Consider the following 21,519-nt stretch of genomic DNA (forward strand, 5'->3'; position numbering starts at 1 on the left):
AGCGACCGGGCGCGGCAAGAACTTAAACGCGTCGTGCAAAATTAACCGACCTGGGCTCGCCACCAGGCCTGCGCAGCCAGGCCATCCTGGATCTTCTGCTCCTGACGGGCAAGCAGATCCTGCCACTCGCCCATCTTGCCCTCGAGAAACTGGGTGATGACCTTCTCGCTGCGCATCGCCGCCAGCAGCTCGCCCTGAATGCGCGCCAGGTTCTCCTCGGCCAGCGCCAGCTCGCGGCGCTGCAGTTCGACCATCTTGTACAGCGTCGCCTTGTAGCGCTGCTGGTTGTCGCGCTGCAGTGGCGTGGTCATCGGTACGCTGAAACCGCACAAGCGACTGAGCCCGGTGATGTTGTTGCGATAACGCTGACACAGGTTCTGCTGATAGCTGACCCGCCCGAGCATCTGCTGCACGCGGTTGCCACGCAGGCTGGCCAGACGGCCGAGCACTTCCAGCTGTTCTTTCATTTGATGATGCTCTGCAAGGTGGCGATGCTGGCGCCGAGCTCGGCGCCACTGCCGACCTCCTGACGCAGGAAGCGTTCGAGACTGGGCGCCAGCTGCACGGCGCGATCAGTCTTGGCGTCCATGCCCGGCGTGTAGCCGCCGAGCGGGATCAGCTCCTTGATCTTCTCGAAGGTGCTGTAGAACTCCTTGAACTGCCGGCCGGCCGCCAGATGCGCAGCCTCGCCGACCTGGCTCATGCAGCGGCTGACCGACGCGGAAATGTCGATGGCCGGGTAGTGGCCGACGTCGGCCAGGCGCCGCGACAGCACGATATGGCCGTCGAGAATCGCCCGCGCGCAGTCGACAATCGGGTCCTGATGGTCGTCGCCTTCGGCCAGCACGGTGTAGATGGCACTCAGGCTGCCGCTGCCGCTCTCACCGTTGCCAGCGCTCTCCACCAGCTCCGGCAGCATGCCGAATACCGACGGCGGATAGCCTTTGGTCGCCGGCGGTTCGCCGAGGGCCAGGGCGATCTCGCGCTGGGCCATGGCATAGCGGGTCAGCGAGTCGACCAGCAGCAGCACGTCCTGGCCCTGATCGCGAAAATAGGCGGCGATGCTGTGGCACAGCTCGGTGGCCTTCAGGCGCATCAGCGGTGATTCGTTAGCCGGCGCCACGACGACCACGGCCTTGCGCAGCCCTTCCTCGCCGAGTGAATGAAGGATGAATTCCTGCACCTCACGCCCGCGCTCGCCGATCAGCCCGACCACCACCACATCGGCCTTGGTCTGCCGGGTGATCATCCCCAGCAGCACGCTCTTGCCCACCCCTGAGCCGGCGAACAGGCCGACGCGCTGGCCTTTGCCGAGGGTCAGCAGACCATTGATGGCGCGCACTCCAACATCCAGTGCGGCCTCCACCGGGCGACGGCGGAGCGGGTTGACCCTGGGCAGCTCGACCGGTAACGGGTCGCGCCCGCTGAGCTTGCCGCGCTCGTCCAGCGGCTCGCCGAGTCCGTTGACCACGCGCCCTAACCAGGACTCGTCGATCTGCAGCAGCGCTTCGTCCTTGGCCGGGAACACCCGCGAGCCGGCGGCCAGGCCGACCGGCTTCTTGAACGGCATCAGGTAGGTGATATCGCGGTTGAAGCCGACCACCTGAGCATCCAGCAGGCTGCCGTCGGCCTGCTCGACGCGGCAGCGCTGGCCGGTGCTGCGCTGGCAGCCGAGGCTCTCCAGCAGCATGCCGGAGACCCGCACCAGACGCCCGGCCACCTTGGCCAGTTGCACGCCATCGAGCGAGCGCAGCGCTTCGTCGAGCTTGTAATCCAGCATGCGCGATCAGGCCTCGGTCAGATGCAGGTGTTCGGCCAGGGTGTCGATGCAGGCATCCAGACGCTGCTGGCAACCCACGTCAGCCTCGGCCTGCGGCGTGACCACGCGGCACTCGCCCAGTGCCAGGCGCTCGTCGGCCACCAGCTTCCAGTTCGCCGCGCGCTCCGGCGCCAGCGCCTTGATCCGCGCGTATTCTTCGGGGCTGAGCAATACCTGCACGTCCTCGGGCTCACCCGGCATGCTGGTCAGGGCCTCCTCGACCAGCGCCAGCAACTGGGTCGGATGCAACGTGAGTTCGCAGCGGATGACCTGCTGCGAGACCTTCTTCACCAGCTCGAGCAGTTCCTGACGACGCTTGTGCTCCAGCTCGCCAAGGTACTGTTCGACCTTCTCGCTGATCTGCTGCAGCGGCTTTGCGGCCAGTTCGAATTCGCGACGGCCCTCACTGCGCCCCTGCTCGCGCCCGAGCTTCACGCCCTCGTCGCGGCCCTGCTCGAAGCCGGCCTGACGCCCAGCCTCCTCGCCCTGCTGCAGGCCGTCCTGGTAACCCTTTTCGATGCCCTGCTGAAAGCCATCGGCCATGGCTCGCTGCAGGCCGGCGGCATCGCCGCTCCAGTCCACGGCTGGCTGGCTGCTGCGCGGGGGGAAGCGATAGGCGCGCCACGGGCGGGCGTCGCCGCTGATCACCTTGACCGTCATCTCATTCCACCGTCTGTTCGCGGAACAGCTGCACCTGCAGCTCGCCACTGGCCGACATTTCGCGCACCACGGCCATGATGTCCTTGCGTACCTGCTCGACGCGGCTCAACGGCACCGGGCCCTGGCGGCGGTTGATCGACTCCATTTGCTGCGCCTGGCGCTTGGGCATGGCACCGGTGATGGCCCTTACCAGCTCGGGCTCGGCACCCTTCAGGGCGACCACCCACTCTTCCAGCGGCACGGCTTCGAGCAGCGCTTGCAGCACGTCCTGGTTCTGCCGCGAGAGGATGAAGAAGTCGTACATTTCATCCTCGATGCGCTCGACCAGCTGATCGTCATGGGCGCGCAGCAGCTCGAACATCTGCCCGCGATCACCCTTGAAGCGGTTCATGATGTCCGCCGCCTGCTTGACCCCGCGCACCTGCGAACCCTGGGTGCTGAGCACCGCCAGGCTGCGCTCGATCAACTGCTCCAGCTCGGCGATGACATCGCTGTTGACCTCGTTGAGGTTGGCGATGCGATAGAGCAGCTCGTCCTGGCGCTCCTTGGGCATGCATTCGAGCACTTCGCTGGCCATGCCCGGCGGCAGGAAGGCGAGGAACACCGCCTGCATCTGCGCGTGCTCCTTGGCGATCAGGGCGGCGAACTGCTTGGGGTCGAGCCACTCCATCTTGGCCATCTTGGCGCGGATCTCCTCGCCGTAGATGCTGTCGAGCAGCGAGCGGGTGATTTCGCTGCCCAGCGCCTTGCTGAGCATGCCGTCGAGGTAGCCACGCGAGGCGCCCTTGATGCTGCTCTGCTCCTTGTAGTCCTCGAAGAAGCGACCGATGACGTCGGAAACCATCGGTTGCTTGACGTTGGACAGGCGCGCCATCGCCTGGCTGATGCTGACGATCTCCTCACGCGAGAAGTGCTTGAGCACCCCGGCAGAAATCTCGTCACCCATGCTCAGCATGAGAATGGCGGCCTGCTCGGACGTGCTCAGCGAGCGCTTCTGCACGCGCAGGCGCATTTCCTTGGCGGTGGAACCACCGCGGCCGTCAGGCTGGGTTGAGGTCTCGTTCATTACGCCCTATCCACTGTTTGATGACTTCCGAGACACGCTCGGGATCGTTCTTGGCCAGCATCTGCAGGTGTTCGATCTGTAGCTCCAGACCCGAGCCGGGCGCCGGCAGGCGAATCTCCGACAGAGGGTTGAGTTCGCCGAGCACGGTAGCGCTCGGCGTATCGTCGCCAACGCGCGCCAACAGGCGTTCGGCTGCGCGCTCGGCGTGCAGCGCCAGCTGGTCGTCGCCCTCGACCGCCACAGGCGCGCCAGGCTGGCTGCGCTGGCTCAGGCTGCGCACTGCAGGGCGCACCACCATCAGCAACAGCAGCAGGCTGATCAGGGCGAACACGCCGAGCTTGGCCAGGTCGTGCACCTTGGCGTTTTCCCACCAGGGCAGCAGCTCGTCGCCGGCACCGCCGATACCGGCATCGGTGAAGGGGAAGACGCTCAGCGTCAGCAGGTCGCCGCGCGCCTGATTGAAGCCCACCGCGCTCTTGACCATCGCCGCAAGCTCCTCGCGCGCCTCTGGCGTCCAGCCACCCTCCGGCGCCACGGCGGCATTGAGCACCACGGCGATGCTCTGCTGACGCAGGCTGAAAGGCGCATGTTTGACGTGCGTGACGCTCTGGTCGTAATCCAGCTGGCGGTTGGACTCCTTGCGCAGCGAGGTCGCCGCCTGGTTGGCAGGCTCCGCCGGAGCACCCGCCTGCGCCTGATCGGCAGGCGGCTCCGGTGCGGGTTGCGGCGGACGGTTGGCCAGCGAGCCGGGAACGCCGAGGGCCAGCTGGTCGAGCACGCTCTCGTCGCGCAGCACTTCATTGCGCAGGCGCGGCGTCTCGCCGTAGGACTGGAAGGTCTCTTCCTTCTGACTGAAGTCGATATCGGCGGACACGCTGATACGGTAGTTACCGCCGCCGAGTACCGGCGCCAGCACCGCCTCGGCATTGGCCACGGCCTTGCTCTGGTAGTCGTCGACCACCTGCCAGTTCTGCACCGGGCCGCCTAGCGTGTCGATACCGCGCGACAGCAGTGCGCCGTACTGATCGACGACCTGCACATTGCCGGCATCGAGCTGCGGCACGCTGCCAGCCACCAGATTGACGATGGCGCTGACCTGCTCCGGCGCCAGCTTGTAGCCAGGTGCCAGTTGTAGCATCACCGAGGCCTTGCCCGGCTCGCGCTTGCCGACCACGAAGGAGCTGCTCTCCTGCAGCGCCAGGTGCACGCGCGCGCCCTCCACGCCCTTGAGCGCCATCACCGTACGCGCCAACTCCCCCTCCAGGCTGCGCTTGAGGCGCACGTCCTGGACAAACTGGCTGGTACCCAACGGCTCGTCCTTGTCGAACAGCTCGTAGCCGGCCGGTACCTTGACCTGCACGCCCTTGGCTGCCAGCAACATACGCGCGCGGCCAAGCTGATCCTCGCGCACCAGCACCTGACCGCTCTGCGGATGCAGGCGGTAGCTGATCGCGTCACCGTCGAGCACCTGCATCACCTCGGCGGCCGGATAGGCCTCGCCACTGCCATACAGTGGACGGAACGAGCCCTGGTCGCGCCAGAGGTAGAACACCACACCAACCGCCAGCAAGGCGGCGATCAGCGCGAGGCCGATCAAGGTCATGCGTGGATCGAGTTTAAGCCCGTGTTCAGGCAGCTTGCTTCTTATGGTCTGCAGCACGCGTCAGTCCCCGATCCGCTTACAGCGGCATCTTCATGATGTCGTCGAAAGCGCTGGATAGCTTGTTGCGCACCTGCATCAGCGCGCTGAACGAAACACTGGCCTTCTGGCTCTCGATCATCGCTCCCACCAGGTCATCGCTCTGCCCGCTGTCCACGGCTGCCATCAGCTCGCCGGAACGATGCTGTTGCGCGTCCACCGCACGCACCGCATTGTCGAAAGCCGCAGCAAACCCAGGCTCGCCAGGCTGCACGGCAAAGGCTTGCGCCGGCTTGATCGGCATCGCTTCGCTGAGGTTCTTCAGCTGCTCCATACGGCCCAGCAGGTCCTGCTGCACCTGGCTAATCGAATTCATCCTTTGCTTCTCCTAGACGGGAATCTGAACGCCCTGTTCGCGCATGGCGTTGAGGCGATAGCGCAGTGCGCGCGGGGTCATGCCAAGGCTTTCGGCGGCCTTGGTCTTGTGCCCGCCGAAACGGCGGATGGTGTCGATCACATGTTGGTACTCGGCCCACTTGCCGCTCGCGCGCAAGGCTGCCTTGCCGCCTTCGAGCACCTGTGGCTGCATGCGTGGCGCCTGTTCTGCCGCGCTGCTCACAGGTACGCTCAGGCCCAGGTCCTGAGCCTGGATATACAGGCCATTGCGCAGAATCAGCGCGCGCTGCAGGCAGTTCTCCAGCTCGCGCACATTGCCCGGCCAGTCATGCGCCAGCAGCGCGCGGCAGGCATCTTCGGTGAGCAGTTCGTGGCGCGCGTCCTGCGGCGCGTACTGGCGAATGAAGCGACGCGCCAAGGCCAGCACGTCTTCCTTGCGCTCACGCAGAGGGCTGATATGCAGCGGCAGTACATCGAGACGGAACATCAGGTCGGCGCGGAAACGGCCCTCGGACACTTCCTGCTGCAGATCGCGGTTGGTCGCGGCGATGATGCGCACGTCCAGAGCAATTTCCCGGCGCCCGCCCAGACGCTCGACGCGCTGCTCCTGCAACACGCGCAACAGCTTGGCCTGCAGGCCCAGCGGCAGTTCACCGATCTCGTCGAGCAGCAGCGTGCCGCCATTGGCCAGTTCGAACTTGCCTGGCTGAGCGCTAAATGCGCCGGTGAAGGCGCCCTTCTCATGGCCGAAGAGAATGGATTCGAGCATCTGCTCGGGGATCGCCGCACAGTTCACGGCGATGAAGGGCGCATCATCCTGCGCGGAAAAGCGGTGGATGTAGCGGGCCATCAGCTCCTTGCCGGTGCCGGTCTCACCGGTGATCAGAATGGGCGCACGGGTCATGGCCACGCGCTGGGCCATGGCCAGCAAACGGCGACCAGCCTGCGAGCAGGAAACGAATCCTTCTTCGCCAGCGCTGGCCGACTCCTGACGGCGCAGCAGCGCACTGAGCTGGGCTTCGCTGAAGGGTGCCAGGAGGTAGTCGACGCAGCCGAGCTCGAGCAATGCTGCAGCTTTTTCCTGGTCGGCATATTCCACGACCGGCACTACACCGACACGACCGACCTGGCGCAGGATGGCGCCTACCTGTGCATAGAGAGTGTTGCCCGCCAGGCTGCTGACAAACACCAGCACCAGGCTGGCACTTTCCAGTGCCCGCGGGTCCAGTTCGAGACAGCTGGCGAAGCGGCGTACCTGAAAACCCTGGCGCAGCAGACCACCGGTCAACAGGCGCTCGCTGGCCGCATCGGCCTGACCGATCACCACTATGTGTTGCTGCCCCAGCTGTTCATTGAACAACTCGTCGCAGGCGTAACTTACCGTTTGAGTTGAATGCTTCAAGGTAAATCACCCGATGTCTTTCATGAGCCCGGCGGCGGCATTCGACCCTGTGTACAAAACTGCCAAGCAGATGACAGATTTTTTCACGTGGCCCCTTAATCTTTCGAAACTTTCCGTCGCTTGTATTGGTCAACTTCGGCAGCACTTGGCGGCGTGCCTTATATACGCGCAACGGATCACGGCGCGAACGTTAACAAGCGCACAGAAATTCGCCGAATTACTTGTTGTTATTTCCTATCAATGCTGGCAAGCCGCTATCAAAGACAGCATTTGATATCTATTGATTTAATTTCTCGCCCTCCCTCAGCCTAGACTCCTCCTCGTCATCACGGGCCTGCGCGCTTTTCCCGGATGAATTCGACGCCATGGCCAAGGCACTGCTGCCAACGCCCGCCGGCATATCAAAACGTCCCCTGCACGCCCATCGAATGCACTCGATGGTGCACACGCAGTTACAACCAGGAATACAGCCCACAACATGACCGGGATTAAAAAAGTCCTTCATGGCGTGCCCGCCGACAGTCTGACCCGGTTGAAACCGCAGAAACTTGGCCGGCATTACCACAAGATTCCCCACTATATTCGCGAGCTCTCCAGTAAGTACCCGCGAATTATCAGTGACTACTTTCTGCGTAACTATCGGATCAATCTTGAACTGCTGCGAGTCGATGTTCACGAGCACGTGAATAAAGATGCCGAGTGCCTCTATCGCTCGACGCTGGGCAAGGTCGGTTTCGCCATGGACCGCGCCCTGCTGACCGAAGCACTGGAGTGTTACTACGGCGGCACTTGCCTGCCCAACCATGAAGCGCCGCCAGTGAGTACCTCGGAGCAGCGCATGCGTACGCGTCTGGGTCTGGACGTGACCCAGTTGTTCGCCCGCTCGATTCTCGCCGGCCAGACCTTCGGCAAGCTCGAGCCTTACGACAACACCTATGAAGAAGCAGCCTGGGAGTACGTGGCAGAGTTTCACTTCACCAGCCATATCACCGGCAGCCAGGCATCGATTTTCATTTATCTGGATACACAGCTGGTCGATGAGCTGACCAGCCGCCTGACAACACCGGCCCCCATGGCCCAGGGCGGCAACTCGCTCAATCAGATTCGCCAGTTGCCGGTGCGCCTGGACTGCGTGGTGGCCAGCCTGCAGATGCCCCTGTCGCAAGTGCTTGCCCTGCGCCCCGGCGACATCCTGCCGATGCGCCTGCTGGAGCGCTGCGATGTACAGATCAACCAGCAGAAGCTGTTTCGCGGCGCCATCTTCGAAGACGACGGCTCCTTGTTCCTGACTTCTCTTGAGAGCGTGAAGACCCCATGAGCAGCCCCATTTCCGATAACGATTTCGACAGCCTGATCAACGACGCCGGCCTTGTCCTCGACGAGTCCGTCAGCGACGCCATGCCAGAGCAGGCTCCGGTCGGCCTGCCGCAGCAGGACCTGAGCTTCTTCGGCAAGATCCCGGTCAATGTCACCCTGGAAGTGGCCTCTACCGAGATCACGCTCAAGGAGCTGATGGATGTCGATGCAGGCAGCGTGATCGCCCTCGACAAGCTGGCCGGCGAGCCGCTGGACGTGAAGGTCAACGGCGCGCTGTTCGCCAAGGCCGAAGTGGTGGTGATGAACGGCAACTACGGCCTGCGCATCGTCGAGCTGTCCGGTAGCGGCCTCAGCGGGCTGGGTGTGTGATGCTGCGCCGGCTGCTGCAGCTCGGCCTGCTGCTGGCGGCCCTGTGCTGCCCGCTGCTGGCCCAGGCGGCCGGCGGCGATATCACCCTGTTCAACTTCAACGATACCGAAGACGGCCAGACCCTCAGCGTCAAGCTGCAGATCCTGCTGATCATGACGCTGCTGGGCTTTCTCCCGGCCATGCTGATGATGATGACCTGCTTCACCCGCTTCATCATCGTCCTGGCCATCCTGCGTCAGGCCATCGGCCTGCAGCAAAGCCCGCCCAACCCGGTGCTGATCGGGATCGCCCTGTGCCTCACCCTGCTGGTGATGCGCCCGGTGTGGCATGAGATGTACACCGAGGCCTATGTGCCCTTCGAGGCCGACCAGATCAGCCTCGAGCAGGGGATGGGCGAAGGCAAGCGCATCATCAGCCAGTTCATGTTGGCGCAGACCAGCAAGAACTCGCTGGAAACCCTGGTCGCCCTGGCCGGCGAAGAGCTGCCTGAGGACCTGGCCCAGCTGGACTTTTCCCTGCTGCTGCCGGCCTTCGTACTGAGCGAGCTGAAAACCGCCTTCCAGCTCGGCTTCATGATCTTCGTGCCCTTTCTGGTGATCGACCTGGTGGTGGCCAGCGTACTGATGGCGATGGGCATGATGATGCTCTCGCCGATGATGATCTCGCTGCCGTTCAAGCTGCTGGTCTTCGTGCTGGTCGACGGCTGGACGCTGCTGGTCGGCACCCTTACCACCAGTATCCAGCCCTATTAGCGAGGCCTTGCGATGCTCACGCCCGAACACGCCGCCCAGCTGGTGGCTCATGCCGTCTACATCACCGGTCTGATCGTCTGCGTACTGGTGGTGCCGAGCCTGCTCGGCGGCCTGCTGGTGAGCATTTTCCAGGCGGCTACGCAGATCAACGAGCAGATGCTCAGCTTCCTCCCACGCCTGCTGATCACCCTGGCGATGCTGGTGTTCGCCGGCCACTGGATTCTGCGCACCCTGGGGGATCTGTTCATCGAAACCTTCAAGCAGGCCGGGCATCTGGTGGGCTGAAGCATGTCCGAACCCGTGCTGCATGCCAGCCAGTATCTGACCAGCCTGCAGGCCTACTGGTGGCCGTTCTGCCGCATCCTGGCGCTGCTCAGCATGGCCCCCTTGTTCAACCACAAGGCGGTATCGGTGCGTGTGCGCATCCTGCTCGCCCTGGCGCTGACGGTGGCATTGGGCGCGGCATTGCCGGACATGCCGCCGATCGACCCGCTGTCGCTGCAAGGCCTGATGACCGCACTGGAACAGATCGCCTTCGGCGTGCTGCTGGGCCTGACCCTGCAACTGGTGTTCACCATCTTCATGCTGGTCGGCGAGGTGGTATCGACGCAGATGGGCATGAGCATGGCGCGCTACAACGATCCGGTGAACGGCGTGTCGTCGTCATCGATCGTCTATCAGCTTTACTTCATCCTGCTGGTACTGCTGTTCTTCGCCATCGACGGCCACTTGGTCACGGTCAGCGTGCTGTACCAGAGCTTCCTGTTCTGGCCGGTGGGCAGCGGTCTGCATTACCTGGGCGCGCAGAGCTTCGTTCAGGCCTTCGCCTGGGTATTGGCCGCCGCCGTGCTGGTGACCCTGCCGATCGTGTTCTGCCTGACCCTGATGCAGTTCTGCTTCGGTCTGCTCAACCGCATTTCACCGGCGATGAACCTGTTCTCCCTGGGCTTTCCCATCAGCATTCTGATGGGCCTGCTGTGCATCTACCTGACCCTGCCCAACCTGCCCGACAGCTACCTGCACCTGACCCGCGAGCTGCTCAACGGCATGGGCGTGATCCTGCGCGAGGGCGGCGATGTCTGAGCAGAACAGCGGCCAGGAAAAAACGGAAGAAGCCTCCGCGCACAAACTGAAGAAGAGCAAGGACGACGGTCAGGTCGCGCGCTCCAAGGATTTGTCGACCACCATCTCGCTGATCGCCACGCTGTTCATTCTCAAGTTCAGCGCCGGACTGTTCCTCGAGGGACTGAGCGACAGCTTCCGCCTGTCCTATATCCAGTTCGGCCACAGCGAGATCGGCCTGGACGACCTCGACACCCTGCTCGGCTACAACATGCTGGTGTTCATCAAGCTGCTGGCACCGATGCTGCTCACCTCCGTGCTGGTGGTGGCGTTGTCGCTGGTACCGGGTGGCTGGGTGTTCTCGGCGAAGAACTTCGCGCCGAAGCTGAGCAAGCTCAACCCCATCGCCGGCCTGGGGCGGATCTTCTCCGCGCAGAACTGGAGCGAGCTGCTCAAGTCGGTGCTCAAGGTGCTGGTGCTGCTCGGCATTGGCTATGTGCTGGTGCGCGCGGCGCTGCCGGAATTGATCGCCCTGCAGCGCAGCAGCGTGCTGGAGGCGATCTCGTCGGCCTTTGACCTGACCTTCAACCTGATCCTCTGCCTGATGCTGGTGTTCGTGCTGTTTTCCTTCATCGACATCCCGCTGCAGCGCTACTTCTTCCTCAAGAAACTGCGCATGACCAAGCAGGAGCGCAAGGAAGAGCACAAGAACCAGGAAGGCCGCCCAGAGGTCAAGGCGCGCATCAAGCAGCTGCAGCGGCAGATGCTGCAACGACAGATCAGCAAGGTGATCAAAAATGCCGACGTAGTCATCGTCAACCCGACGCACTACGCGGTGGCGCTGAAGTACGACAGCAAGAAGGCCGCCGCTCCCTTCGTGCTGGCCAAGGGCGTCGACGAGACCGCGCTGTACATGCGTCAGATGGCCAAAAAGCACGAACTCGAAGTGCTGGAGATTCCGCCGCTGGCGCGCGCCATCTACTTCACCACCCAGATCAATCAGCAGATCCCGGCGCCGCTGTATACCGCGGTCGCCCATGTGCTGACCTACATCCTGCAGCTCAAGGCCTGGCGCCAGGGCCGCAGAAGCAAGCCGCAACTGGCGAGCAACCTCCCGATTCCCGACAGCTTGGCCAACAGGGGCTGATTCATGAACCTACTGCAGCAACTCGCGCCCACCTTCCGCAGCGGCCGCATCGGTATTCCGGTGCTGATCCTGTCGATCCTGGCCATGGTCATCCTGCCGCTGCCGCCGGTGCTGCTCGATGCCCTGTTCACCTTCAACATCGCCATGGCCATCCTGGTGCTGCTGGTCAGCGTGTCGTCGAAGAGCCCGCTGGACTTCTCCCTGTTCCCCACGGTGATCCTGATCACCACCCTGCTGCGTCTGTGCCTGAACGTCGCCTCCACCCGCGTGGTCCTGCTCGAGGGTCACACGGGTACCGGTGCGGCGGGCAAGGTGATCGAGTCGTTCGGCGAGGTGGTGATCGGCGGCAACTTCATCGTCGGCCTGGTGGTGTTCGTGATCCTGATGATCATCAACTTCATCGTCATCACCAAGGGCGGCGAGCGTATCTCCGAGGTCACCGCGCGCTTCACCCTCGATGCCCTGCCGGGCAAGCAGATGGCCATCGACGCCGACCTCAACGCCGGCCTGATCGAGCAGCACGAAGCCAAGCGTCGCCGCGCCGAAGTGGCCAAGGAAGCCGACTTCTACGGGGCCATGGACGGCGCCTCGAAGTTCGTCCGCGGCGACGCCATCGCCGGCATTCTGATTCTCTTGATCAACCTGTTCGGCGGCTTCGCCATCGGTTTGTTCGTCTACGACCTGAGTGCCGGCCAGGCTTTCCAGCAATACGCCCTGCTCACCATCGGTGACGGCCTGGTGGCGCAGATCCCGGCGCTGCTGCTGTCCACCGCGGCGGCGATTATCGTCACGCGGATCAACGAATCCTCGGACATCACCGATCAGGTGCACCGCCAGCTGCTGGCCCAGCCGGCGCTGCTCTATACCGTGGCCGGCATTCTCTTCACCCTGGCCCTGGTGCCGGGCATGCCGCATCTGGCCTTTATCAGCTTCGCCGCATTGGTGGCCTTCGTGGCCTGGATGGTGGCGCGCAACGGCCCGCCGAAAGAAGCAGCGAGCCTGGAGCAGGTCGAAGCCCTGGGCAAGGCGATGGAACAGGAGCGCGCGCAGAACTTGGTGTGGGAAGACATCCCGCTGGTGGAGCGCCTGTCGGTGTCGCTGGGCTACAAGCTGGTAGGACTGGTCAACGAGGCCGCCGGAGCACCGCTGACCCAGCGCGTTCGCGGTGTACGCCAGACGCTTTCGGAAAACCTGGGTTTCCTCCTGCCGGAGGTGCACATCCGCGACAGCCTGCGTCTGAAGGCCTCGCAATACAGCATCCAGATCAATGGCGAGAAGATCGACGGCGCCGAACTGCATGCCGACCGCATGATGGCCATCCCCTCACCGGAGCTCTATGGCGAGATCGACGGCATTCTCGGCATCGACCCGGCCTATCGCATGCAGGTGGTGTGGATTCAGCCGGAGGACAAGGCGCGTGCGCTGAATCTCGGCTACCAAGTGATCGACTGTGCCAGCGTCATCGCCACCCACCTGAACAAGGTGATCCGCGAGCACTTGCCGGACGTGTTCAAGCACGACGACGTCGACCATCTGATGCAGCGTCTTCAGGTGCAGGCACCAAAGCTGGCCGAGAGTCTGAAGAGCCAGCTCAGCTACACCCAGCAGCACCGCGTCTACCGCCAGCTGCTGCAGGAGCAGGTGCCACTCAAGGATATCGTCACCATCGCCACCACCCTGCTGGAAGCCAGCGAGTCGACCAAGGATCCGGTGCTGCTGGCGTCCGACGTGCGCTACGCGCTGCGCCGCAGCATCGTCGGCATGATCGCAGGCGAGCGGCAGGAGCTGTCGGTGTTCATCCTCGAGAATGCGCTGGAAAACACCCTGCTCAATGCCCTGGCCATCGCCCAACAGGCCGGCCCGGTGAGCCTGGACAACATCCCGGTGGAGCCGAGCCTGCTCAACCAGTTGCAGAACACCATGCCGGTGGTGAAGGAAAAACTGCGCAAGGACGGCCACCCACCGATCCTTACCGTGATGCCGCAGCTACGCCCGCTGCTAGCGCGCTACGCCCGGGTGTTCAGCCCCGGCCTGCACGTGCTGTCGCAGAACGAGATCCCGGACCGGGTGGGCGTCAATATCCTCGGCACTCTGGGCTGATCGAGATTGCGAAGGTGGATGCGTTCTCGCATCCACCATGCCGCGCTAGCAGTCAGGAATAATCACTCCAGCAGTAGATCGCCCTTACGCTGCGTCACTGCCCTGCCTACCTAAGCCTTCTCCTTGCGCACCTTGCGCATGCCCTCGATCAGCCGCACGTACTCGGCCGAGTCCCCCTGCAAAGCGAGCCCTGCCTCGAAAAAGCCGGTGCGGATATTTTCCTGCGACCACTGACAAGCCATGTCTACGTCTACCTGGCGCATCTCTCCGTGGCGGTCACGCATACGCACACGCAGCTTCAGTTCGGTTCCTGGCTCTACCGGGGTATCGGTCAGCAGTTTCATTCCGCACTCGGAAACGTCGCCGGCATAACCGATCAGGGTGTCGCTTTCTCGATCACTGATCTTGATGCGAAAGGTGGAACGAAAGGTGATTCGGCTCGATTGACGCATAGGAGAATGCCTTAGTGCTCGCCACGTCTGATGGGATCGCGAGAATCAGGCGTCATCAATGGATGATCATTCGAAACGCAATCGCCAATTGATAGCCTGTGACTCATCACAGCAAGACGACCATGGCTTGCAGATAGTTAAATCCGCCTAAGTCGCTGGAATGATCTATCGCCGGTAGGAGCGAGCTCTGCTCGCGAAGCCCCATAGCGGGGTGCGTCCTACGCGCCGCAGTGATCGCCTCATTGGCAGTGCACGCAGCGCAGCCGGCCCTGCCCGTAAACTTTCCCGAGCGCAAAGAAGAAACCCCAGACCGCTAAGCGATCTGGGGTTTCGTATAGGAGCTTGACGATGACCTACTCTCACATGGTGAAGCACCACACTACCATCGGCGATGCGTCGTTTCACTTCTGAGTTCGGGATGGGATCAGGTGGTTCCAACGCTCTATGGTCGTCAAGCAATTCGGTTGGGATCTCGCGGTGAGGCGCTATCCCTTGGATACGTGATAGAGGCTTGTAGCTCTCGCAAATTTTCGGCTTTCTGTCGACTTCACCATCGACACCTTCTGCGTTGAGGGCAGATTGTTTGGGTGTTATATGGTCAAGCCTCACGGGCAATTAGTATGGGTTAGCTCAACGCCTCACAGCGCTTACACACCCCACCTATCAACGTCGTAGTCTTCGACGGCCCTTCAGGGAGCTCAAGGCTCCAGTGAGATCTCATCTTGAGGCAAGTTTCCCGCTTAGATGCTTTCAGCGGTTATCTTTTCCGAACATAGCTACCCGGCAATGCCACTGGCGTGACAACCGGAACACCAGAGGTTCGTCCAACCCGGTCCTCTCGTACTAAGGTCAGCCCCTCTCAAATCTCAAACGTCCACGGCAGATAGGGACCGAACTGTCTCACGACGTTCTAAACCCAGCTCGCGTACCACTTTAAATGGCGAACAGCCATACCCTTGGGACCGGCTTCAGCCCCAGGATGTGATGAGCCGACATCGAGGTGCCAAACACCGCCGTCGATATGAACTCTTGGGCGGTATCAGCCTGTTATCCCCGGAGTACCTTTTATCCGTTGAGCGATGGCCCTTCCATACAGAACCACCGGATCACTAAGACCTACTTTCGTACCTGCTCGACGTGTCTGTCTCGCAGTCAAGCGCGCTTTTGCCTTTATACTCTACGACCGATTTCCGACCGGTCTGAGCGCACCTTCGTACTCCTCCGTTACTCTTTGGGAGGAGACCGCCCCAGTCAAACTACCCACCATACACTGTCCTCGACCCGGATGACGGGCCAGAGTTAGAACCTCAAGGTTGCCAGGGTGGTATTTCAAGGATGGCTCCATGAGAACTGGCGTCCCCACTTCAAAGCCTCCCACCTATCCTACACAAGCAAGCTCAAAGTCCAGTGCAAAGCTATAGTAAAGGTTCACGGGGTCTTTCCGTCTAGCCGCGGATACACTGCATCTTCACAGCGATTTCAATTTCACTGAGTCTCGGGTGGAGACAGCGCCGCCATCGTTACGCCATTCGTGCAGGTCGGAACTTACCCGACAAGGAATTTCGCTACCTTAGGACCGTTATAGTTACGGCCGCCGTTTACCGGGGCTTCGATCAAGAGCTTCGCTTGCGCTAACCCCATCAATTAACCTTCCGGCACCGGGCAGGCGTCACACCCTATACGTCCACTTTCGTGTTTGCAGAGTGCTGTGTTTTTAATAAACAGTCGCAGCGGCCTGGTATCTTCGACCGGCATGGGCTTACGTAGTAAATACTTCACCCTCACCGGCGCACCTTCTCCCGAAGTTACGGTGCCATTTTGCCTAGTTCCTTCACCCGAGTTCTCTCAAGCGCCTTGGTATTCTCTACCTAACCACCTGTGTCGGTTTGGGGTACGGTTCCTAGTTACCTGAAGCTTAGAAGCTTTTCCTGGAAGCATGGCATCAACCACTTCGCATTCTAAAAGAACGCTCGTCATCAGCTCTCGGCCTTGATCTCCCGGATTTACCTAAGAAATCAGCCTACCACCTTAAACACGGACAACCAACGCCGTGCTGGCCTAGCCTTCTCCGTCCCTCCATCGCAGTAACTAGAAGTACGGGAATATTAACCCGTTTCCCATCGACTACGCATTTCTGCCTCGCCTTAGGGGCCGACTAACCCTGCGTCGATTAACGTTGCGCAGGAAACCTTGGTCTTTCGGCGTGCGAGTTTTTCACTCGCATTGTCGTTACTCATGTCAGCATTCGCACTTCTGATACCTCCAGCAAGCTTCTCAACTCACCTTCACAGGCTTACAGAACGCTCCTCTACCGCTCATCCAAAGGATGAACCCGTAGCTTCGGTGTATGGTTTGAGCCCCGTTACATCTTCCGCGCAGGCCGACTCGACTAGTGAGCTATTACGCTTTCTTTAAAGGATGGCTGCTTCTAAGCCAACCTCCTAGCTGTCTAAGCCTTCCCACATCGTTTCCCACTTAACCATAACTTTGGGACCTTAGCTGACGGTCTGGGTTGTTTCCCTTTTCACGACGGACGTTAGCACCCGCCGTGTGTCTCCCGTGCTGACACTTGCTGGTATTCGGAGTTTGCATCGGTTTGGTAAGTCGGGATGACCCCCTAGCCGAAACAGTGCTCTACCCCCAGCAGTGATACACGAGGCGCTACCTAAATAGCTTTCGAGGAGAACCAGCTATCTCCGAGCTTGATTAGCCTTTCACTCCGATCCACAGGTCATCCGCTAACTTTTCAACGGTAGTCGGTTCGGTCCTCCAGTCAGTGTTACCTAACCTTCAACCTGCCCATGGATAGATCGCCCGGTTTCGGGTCTATACCCAGCGACTAAAGCGCCCTATTAAGACTCGCTTTCGCTACGCCTCCCCTATTCGGTTAAGCTCGCCACTGAATATAAGTCGCTGACCCATTATACAAAAGGTACGCAGTCACCCAACAACGTGGGCTCCCACTGCTTGTACGCATACGGTTTCAGGTTCTATTTCACTCCCCTCTCCGGGGTTCTTTTCGCCTTTCCCTCACGGTACTGGTTCACTATCGGTCAGTCAGTAGTATTTAGCCTTGGAGGATGGTCCCCCCATGTTCAGACAAGGTTTCTCGTGCCCCGTCCTACTCGATTTCATTGATAAGAGCGTTTCGTGTACGGGGCTATCACCCACTACGGCGGCACTTTCCAGAGCCTTCCACTACACTCAAACCAACTTAAGGGCTAGTCCCCGTTCGCTCGCCACTACTTAGGGAATCTCGGTTGATTTCTTTTCCTCAGGGTACTTAGATGTTTCAGTTCCCCTGGTTCGCCTCTTGCACCTATGGATTCAGTACAAGATACCTAGGTTATCCTAGGTGGGTTCCCCCATTCAGAGATCTCTGGATCACAGTCTGTTTGCCGACTCCCCAAAGCTTTTCGCAGGCTACCACGTCTTTCATCGCCTCTGACTGCCAAGGCATCCACCGTATGCGCTTCTTCACTTGACCATATAACCCCAAGCAATCTGGTTACTGTCTCAATCGTGAAGACGACATTCGCCGAAAATTTGCGTCTTGAGAACTACAAATTTTGCCTTGATTAACAACGTGCAGTGAAACACGCTGTTAGTCACTTCTATCACATATCCAAATTTTTAAAGAACGATTTTCTTACCGGTCAAAAGACCAGAAATCAGCACTCACCAGGTCTACCCTGAAGCGCTCATTTCTGAACTCTTTCCTTCACCGCAACGCGTAGAGAGTGGTGGAGCCAAGCGGGATCGAACCGCTGACCTCCTGCGTGCAAAGCAGGCGCTCTCCCAGCTGAGCTATGGCCCCGTAATCTTCTGCACCAAGCAATTGGTAGGTCTGGGCAGATTTGAACTGCCGACCTCACCCTTATCAGGGGTGCGCTCTAACCAACTGAGCTACAGACCTATAACAGGGTCGCGTTACAGCATCGTCTTCGACTATGAATCAAGCAATTCGTGTGGGAACTTATGAAGAAGCTGATGTCTTCGATTAAGGAGGTGATCCAGCCGCAGGTTCCCCTACGGCTACCTTGTTACGACTTCACCCCAGTCATGAATCACTCCGTGGTAACCGTCCCCCCGAAGGTTAGACTAGCTACTTCTGGAGCAACCCACTCCCATGGTGTGACGGGCGGTGTGTACAAGGCCCGGGAACGTATTCACCGTGACATTCTGATTCACGATTACTAGCGATTCCGACTTCACGCAGTCGAGTTGCAGACTGCGATCCGGACTACGATCGGTTTTATGGGATTAGCTCCACCTCGCGGCTTGGCAACCCTTTGTACCGACCATTGTAGCACGTGTGTAGCCCTGGCCGTAAGGGCCATGATGACTTGACGTCATCCCCACCTTCCTCCGGTTTGTCACCGGCAGTCTCCTTAGAGTGCCCACCCGAGGTGCTGGTAACTAAGGACAAGGGTTGCGCTCGTTACGGGACTTAACCCAACATCTCACGACACGAGCTGACGACAGCCATGCAGCACCTGTGTCTGAGTTCCCGAAGGCACCAATCCATCTCTGGAAAGTTCTCAGCATGTCAAGGCCAGGTAAGGTTCTTCGCGTTGCTTCGAATTAAACCACATGCTCCACCGCTTGTGCGGGCCCCCGTCAATTCATTTGAGTTTTAACCTTGCGGCCGTACTCCCCAGGCGGTCAACTTAATGCGTTAGCTGCGCCACTAAAATCTCAAGGATTCCAACGGCTAGTTGACATCGTTTACGGCGTGGACTACCAGGGTATCTAATCCTGTTTGCTCCCCACGCTTTCGCACCTCAGTGTCAGTATCAGTCCAGGTGGTCGCCTTCGCCACTGGTGTTCCTTCCTATATCTACGCATTTCACCGCTACACAGGAAATTCCACCACCCTCTACCGTACTCTAGCTCGCCAGTTTTGGATGCAGTTCCCAGGTTGAGCCCGGGGCTTTCACATCCAACTTAACGAACCACCTACGCGCGCTTTACGCCCAGTAATTCCGATTAACGCTTGCACCCTTCGTATTACCGCGGCTGCTGGCACGAAGTTAGCCGGTGCTTATTCTGTTGGTAACGTCAAAACTGCAGGGTATTAACCAGCAGCCCTTCCTCCCAACTTAAAGTGCTTTACAATCCGAAGACCTTCTTCACACACGCGGCATGGCTGGATCAGGCTTTCGCCCATTGTCCAATATTCCCCACTGCTGCCTCCCGTAGGAGTCTGGACCGTGTCTCAGTTCCAGTGTGACTGATCATCCTCTCAGACCAGTTACGGATCGTCGCCTTGGTGAGCCATTACCTCACCAACTAGCTAATCCGACCTAGGCTCATCTGATAGCGCAAGGCCCGAAGGTCCCCTGCTTTCTCCCGTAGGACGTACGCGGTATTAGCGTTCCTTTCGGAACGTTATCCCCCACTACCAGGCAGATTCCTAGGCATTACTCACCCGTCCGCCGCTAAATCAGGGAGCAAGCTCCCTTCATCCGCTCGACTTGCATGTGTTAGGCCTGCCGCCAGCGTTCAATCTGAGCCATGATCAAACTCTTCAGTTCAATACTGCTTGGGTTTTGAGAAAACCCTAAACTTGGCTCAGCAATCGCAAATAAACTCTCGAATTCACGAGTGTTACTTGTGATGCTGATAATCAGTCGACTATCAGTCTTACCTCACAAGCACCCACACGAATTGCTTGATTCAGTTGTTAAAGAACAGTTGGTTAAGCTTTTCGTCTCAACCGAGGCCGCGCATTCTACAGCAGCCCTTGTATCTGTCAAGCTGTTTTTCGAATTTATTTCCGGAGAAACTCTTTTCTACTCAACCACTTAGAGCAACCTCAGCTTCATCTCTTCCGCTTCGGTGAGGCGCGCATTCTACAGCACCTCTTTACTCCGTCAAGTTGTTTTTGAAGAAATTTTCTTTCTATCTCAACAACTTAGCGCTTCGTCGAACCTGGTTCGTCTCAGCGAGGCGCGCATTCTACATGAGCACAGCGAGCTGTAAACCCCTGACACGGAAATAATTGCAGAAAAAGGATCGAAGACTTTCGCCCTCTATTATAGAGAGCAAACCGAAAGGCTCAGATCACGCCCGTCTCACGCAATTGGGCTACTTGCGCTTCGCTCATACCCAGCAAGTTATGCAGCAAGGCATCAGTATGCTGCCCAAGCAACGGCGGCGCAGAACGATAAGCCACCGGCGTTTCAGATAGCCGCAGCGGACTGGCAACCTGCGGAGTACTGCCACCCAGTGCATTGGGCAGGTCGAAACGCAGACCACGCGCCTGCACCTGCGGATCGGCGAACACCTGCTGCAGGTCATTGATCGGCCCACATGGCACACCAGCCTTTTCCAGCGACTCGATCCATTGCGCCGTAGTCTTGAAGACAGTGGCCTGGCGCAGCAGTGGAATCAGCTCGGCACGATGCGCCACCCGCGCCTTGTTGCTGGCGAAGCGGGGATCGTCGGCAAGCTGCGCGATGCCCGCGACCTCACAGAATTTGCGGAACTGCCCGTCGTTACCCACAGCCAGGATGAAGTTGCCATCGGCACTGGGGAAGTCCTGATAAGGAACGATGTTGGGATGAGCGTTACCCAGACGCCGGGGCGATACACCCGTTGCCAGGTAGTTCATGGCCTGATTGGCCAGGCAGGCCACCTGTACGTCGAGCAATGCCACATCTATATGCTGACCGATACCGGACTGCTCACGCTGATTCAGCGCGGCCAGCACCCCCACGGTGGCATAGAGCCCGGTAAGGATATCGGTCAGCGCCACGCCGACCTTCATCGGCCCCGCCCCTTCTTCACCTTCGGGACGCCCAGTCAGACTCATCAGACCGCCGAGCCCCTGGATCATGAAATCGTAACCGGCACGCTTGGCATAAGGACCGGTTTGGCCGAAGCCGGTGATGGAGCAATAGATCAGACGCGGATTGATCGCCTTCAGCGATTCATAATCCAGGCCATAGGCCGCCAGGCCGCCGACCTTGAAGTTCTCCAGCAGTACATCGCACTGCGCGACCAGCTCACGAACCAGTCGCTGCCCTTCAGGCTGGGTGAAGTCCAGGGTCAGGGATTGCTTGTTGCGATTGGCACTCTGGAAGTAAGCCGCCTCACGCGAATCATTGCCTTCGGCGTCCTTTATATAAGGAGGCCCCCAATGCCGAGTGTCGTCCCCGCTTCCCGGTCGCTCGACCTTGATCACCTCGGCGCCCAGATCACCCAGGATCTGCCCGCACCAGGGACCGGCGAGCACACGAGACAGGTCGAGCACACGGATATGGGACAGAGCACCAGGCATGGAACTTCTCCGTAGGGTGCGCCGCGCGCACCGGGGATCGTTGTGGGGACGAA

General features: G+C 60.1%; 16 protein-coding genes, 2 tRNA genes and 3 rRNA genes. 7 read left to right on the forward strand and 14 right to left on the reverse strand.

Annotated features, from left to right (window positions below; all coding sequences use genetic code 11):
- Positions 1 to 41 precede the first annotated feature (41 nt).
- From BLT86_RS18210 to BLT86_RS18240, 7 genes are read right to left on the reverse strand one after another with little or no spacing between them, the layout of a single operon-like run.
- The gene (locus BLT86_RS18210; protein WP_017676086.1) at positions 42 to 467 is read right to left on the reverse strand and encodes a flagellar FliJ family protein; all 426 of its coding nucleotides are present in this window, start codon (positions 465 to 467) and stop codon (positions 42 to 44) included.
- Positions 464 to 1,780, reverse strand: a complete 1,317-nt coding sequence (gene fliI / locus BLT86_RS18215) for a flagellar protein export ATPase FliI (RefSeq protein ID WP_017676087.1) — start codon at positions 1,778 to 1,780, stop codon at positions 464 to 466. Before fliI ends, BLT86_RS18210 begins: the two co-directional genes overlap by 4 nt.
- Before the next feature lie 6 nt (positions 1,781 to 1,786).
- Positions 1,787 to 2,479, reverse strand: a complete 693-nt coding sequence (fliH, locus tag BLT86_RS18220; RefSeq protein WP_092378730.1) for a flagellar assembly protein FliH — start codon at positions 2,477 to 2,479, stop codon at positions 1,787 to 1,789.
- 1 nt (position 2,480) lies between these two features.
- Positions 2,481 to 3,545 carry a FliG C-terminal domain-containing protein gene (locus BLT86_RS18225; RefSeq protein ID WP_021490730.1) on the reverse strand — a complete coding sequence of 355 codons (1,065 nt, stop codon included), beginning with the start codon at positions 3,543 to 3,545 and terminating at the stop codon, positions 2,481 to 2,483.
- Positions 3,520 to 5,205 (reverse strand): flagellar basal-body MS-ring/collar protein FliF, encoded by a 1,686-nt coding sequence (gene fliF / locus BLT86_RS18230; RefSeq protein WP_092378734.1) that lies wholly within the window; start codon positions 5,203 to 5,205, stop codon positions 3,520 to 3,522. Before fliF ends, BLT86_RS18225 begins: the two co-directional genes overlap by 26 nt.
- A 19-nt stretch (positions 5,206 to 5,224) precedes the next feature.
- Positions 5,225 to 5,560 (reverse strand): flagellar hook-basal body complex protein FliE, encoded by a 336-nt coding sequence (locus BLT86_RS18235; protein WP_017676091.1) that lies wholly within the window; start codon positions 5,558 to 5,560, stop codon positions 5,225 to 5,227.
- Between the two features lie 12 nt (positions 5,561 to 5,572).
- Positions 5,573 to 6,982 (reverse strand): sigma-54 interaction domain-containing protein, encoded by a 1,410-nt coding sequence (locus BLT86_RS18240; RefSeq protein WP_092378737.1) that lies wholly within the window; start codon positions 6,980 to 6,982, stop codon positions 5,573 to 5,575.
- Between the two features lie 478 nt (positions 6,983 to 7,460).
- Here BLT86_RS18240 and BLT86_RS18250 point away from each other — a divergent pair, with 478 nt between their 5' ends.
- Genes BLT86_RS18250 through flhA form a run of 7 tightly spaced genes read left to right on the forward strand, consistent with a single transcriptional unit; the run spans position 7,461 to position 13,729 of the window.
- On the forward strand, positions 7,461 to 8,300 hold the full coding sequence (locus BLT86_RS18250) for a FliM/FliN family flagellar motor switch protein (RefSeq protein ID WP_021490733.1): 840 nt from the start codon (positions 7,461 to 7,463) through the stop codon (positions 8,298 to 8,300).
- The gene (gene fliN / locus BLT86_RS18255) at positions 8,297 to 8,668 is read left to right on the forward strand and encodes a flagellar motor switch protein FliN (RefSeq protein WP_092378743.1); all 372 of its coding nucleotides are present in this window, start codon (positions 8,297 to 8,299) and stop codon (positions 8,666 to 8,668) included. The genes BLT86_RS18250 and fliN overlap by 4 nt, the downstream gene beginning before the upstream one ends.
- Complete coding sequence (fliP, locus tag BLT86_RS18260) at positions 8,668 to 9,420, forward strand: flagellar type III secretion system pore protein FliP (protein ID WP_092378746.1); 753 nt, start codon at positions 8,668 to 8,670, stop codon at positions 9,418 to 9,420. The genes fliN and fliP overlap by 1 nt, the downstream gene beginning before the upstream one ends.
- A 12-nt stretch (positions 9,421 to 9,432) precedes the next feature.
- The gene (locus tag BLT86_RS18265) at positions 9,433 to 9,705 is read left to right on the forward strand and encodes a flagellar biosynthetic protein FliQ (protein ID WP_012020176.1); all 273 of its coding nucleotides are present in this window, start codon (positions 9,433 to 9,435) and stop codon (positions 9,703 to 9,705) included.
- A 3-nt stretch (positions 9,706 to 9,708) separates the two neighbouring features.
- Positions 9,709 to 10,503, forward strand: a complete 795-nt coding sequence (gene fliR, locus BLT86_RS18270) for a flagellar biosynthetic protein FliR (protein WP_092378748.1) — start codon at positions 9,709 to 9,711, stop codon at positions 10,501 to 10,503.
- Positions 10,496 to 11,629: a flagellar biosynthesis protein FlhB gene (flhB, locus tag BLT86_RS18275; RefSeq protein ID WP_092378751.1), complete on the forward strand. Its 1,134-nt coding sequence runs from the start codon at positions 10,496 to 10,498 to the stop codon at positions 11,627 to 11,629. The genes fliR and flhB overlap by 8 nt, the downstream gene beginning before the upstream one ends.
- Positions 11,630 to 11,632: 3 nt before the next feature.
- Complete coding sequence (flhA, locus tag BLT86_RS18280) at positions 11,633 to 13,729, forward strand: flagellar biosynthesis protein FlhA (protein WP_092378756.1); 2,097 nt, start codon at positions 11,633 to 11,635, stop codon at positions 13,727 to 13,729.
- 110 nt (positions 13,730 to 13,839) lie between these two features.
- On the opposite strand, the gene BLT86_RS18285 is transcribed toward flhA, so the two are convergent.
- The 7 genes from BLT86_RS18285 to BLT86_RS18315 form a co-directional block, all read right to left on the reverse strand.
- On the reverse strand, positions 13,840 to 14,181 hold the full coding sequence (locus BLT86_RS18285; protein ID WP_092378759.1) for a PilZ domain-containing protein: 342 nt from the start codon (positions 14,179 to 14,181) through the stop codon (positions 13,840 to 13,842).
- Between the two features lie 340 nt (positions 14,182 to 14,521).
- Positions 14,522 to 14,637, reverse strand: a 5S ribosomal RNA gene (rrf, locus tag BLT86_RS18290).
- Positions 14,638 to 14,775: 138 nt separating this feature from the next.
- Positions 14,776 to 17,668 (reverse strand): 23S ribosomal RNA (locus BLT86_RS18295).
- A gap of 254 nt (positions 17,669 to 17,922) precedes the next feature.
- A tRNA-Ala gene (locus BLT86_RS18300) sits at positions 17,923 to 17,998 on the reverse strand.
- A 22-nt stretch (positions 17,999 to 18,020) separates the two neighbouring features.
- Positions 18,021 to 18,097 (reverse strand) — tRNA-Ile (locus tag BLT86_RS18305).
- Between the two features lie 85 nt (positions 18,098 to 18,182).
- Positions 18,183 to 19,718, reverse strand: a 16S ribosomal RNA gene (locus BLT86_RS18310).
- Together the 16S, 23S and 5S rRNA genes with 2 tRNA genes alongside form the textbook arrangement of a ribosomal RNA operon.
- Before the next feature lie 524 nt (positions 19,719 to 20,242).
- Positions 20,243 to 21,466 carry a CaiB/BaiF CoA transferase family protein gene (locus BLT86_RS18315; RefSeq protein ID WP_092378761.1) on the reverse strand — a complete coding sequence of 408 codons (1,224 nt, stop codon included), beginning with the start codon at positions 21,464 to 21,466 and terminating at the stop codon, positions 20,243 to 20,245.
- Positions 21,467 to 21,519 lie beyond the last annotated feature (53 nt).

This window comes from Pseudomonas sihuiensis (assembly GCF_900106015.1).
GTDB lineage: Bacteria > Pseudomonadota > Gammaproteobacteria > Pseudomonadales > Pseudomonadaceae > Aquipseudomonas > Aquipseudomonas sihuiensis.

What these genes read in the sequence shown, in the direction of transcription:
- BLT86_RS18210 (WP_017676086.1), bottom strand. Translation starts at nt 467, where the DNA reads ATGAAAGAACAGCTGGAAGTGCTCGGCCGTCTGGCCAGCCTGCGTGGC.
- fliI (WP_017676087.1), bottom strand. Translation starts at nt 1,780, where the DNA reads ATGCTGGATTACAAGCTCGACGAAGCGCTGCGCTCGCTCGATGGCGTG.
- fliH (WP_092378730.1), bottom strand. Translation starts at nt 2,479, where the DNA reads ATGACGGTCAAGGTGATCAGCGGCGACGCCCGCCCGTGGCGCGCCTAT.
- BLT86_RS18225 (WP_021490730.1), bottom strand. Translation starts at nt 3,545, where the DNA reads ATGAACGAGACCTCAACCCAGCCTGACGGCCGCGGTGGTTCCACCGCC.
- BLT86_RS18235 (WP_017676091.1), bottom strand. Translation starts at nt 5,560, where the DNA reads ATGAATTCGATTAGCCAGGTGCAGCAGGACCTGCTGGGCCGTATGGAG.
- BLT86_RS18250 (WP_021490733.1), top strand. Translation starts at nt 7,461, where the DNA reads ATGACCGGGATTAAAAAAGTCCTTCATGGCGTGCCCGCCGACAGTCTG.
- fliN (WP_092378743.1), top strand. Translation starts at nt 8,297, where the DNA reads ATGAGCAGCCCCATTTCCGATAACGATTTCGACAGCCTGATCAACGAC.
- fliP (WP_092378746.1), top strand. Translation starts at nt 8,668, where the DNA reads ATGCTGCGCCGGCTGCTGCAGCTCGGCCTGCTGCTGGCGGCCCTGTGC.
- BLT86_RS18265 (WP_012020176.1), top strand. Translation starts at nt 9,433, where the DNA reads ATGCTCACGCCCGAACACGCCGCCCAGCTGGTGGCTCATGCCGTCTAC.
- fliR (WP_092378748.1), top strand. Translation starts at nt 9,709, where the DNA reads ATGTCCGAACCCGTGCTGCATGCCAGCCAGTATCTGACCAGCCTGCAG.
- flhB (WP_092378751.1), top strand. Translation starts at nt 10,496, where the DNA reads ATGTCTGAGCAGAACAGCGGCCAGGAAAAAACGGAAGAAGCCTCCGCG.
- flhA (WP_092378756.1), top strand. Translation starts at nt 11,633, where the DNA reads ATGAACCTACTGCAGCAACTCGCGCCCACCTTCCGCAGCGGCCGCATC.
- BLT86_RS18285 (WP_092378759.1), bottom strand. Translation starts at nt 14,181, where the DNA reads ATGCGTCAATCGAGCCGAATCACCTTTCGTTCCACCTTTCGCATCAAG.
- BLT86_RS18315 (WP_092378761.1), bottom strand. Translation starts at nt 21,466, where the DNA reads ATGCCTGGTGCTCTGTCCCATATCCGTGTGCTCGACCTGTCTCGTGTG.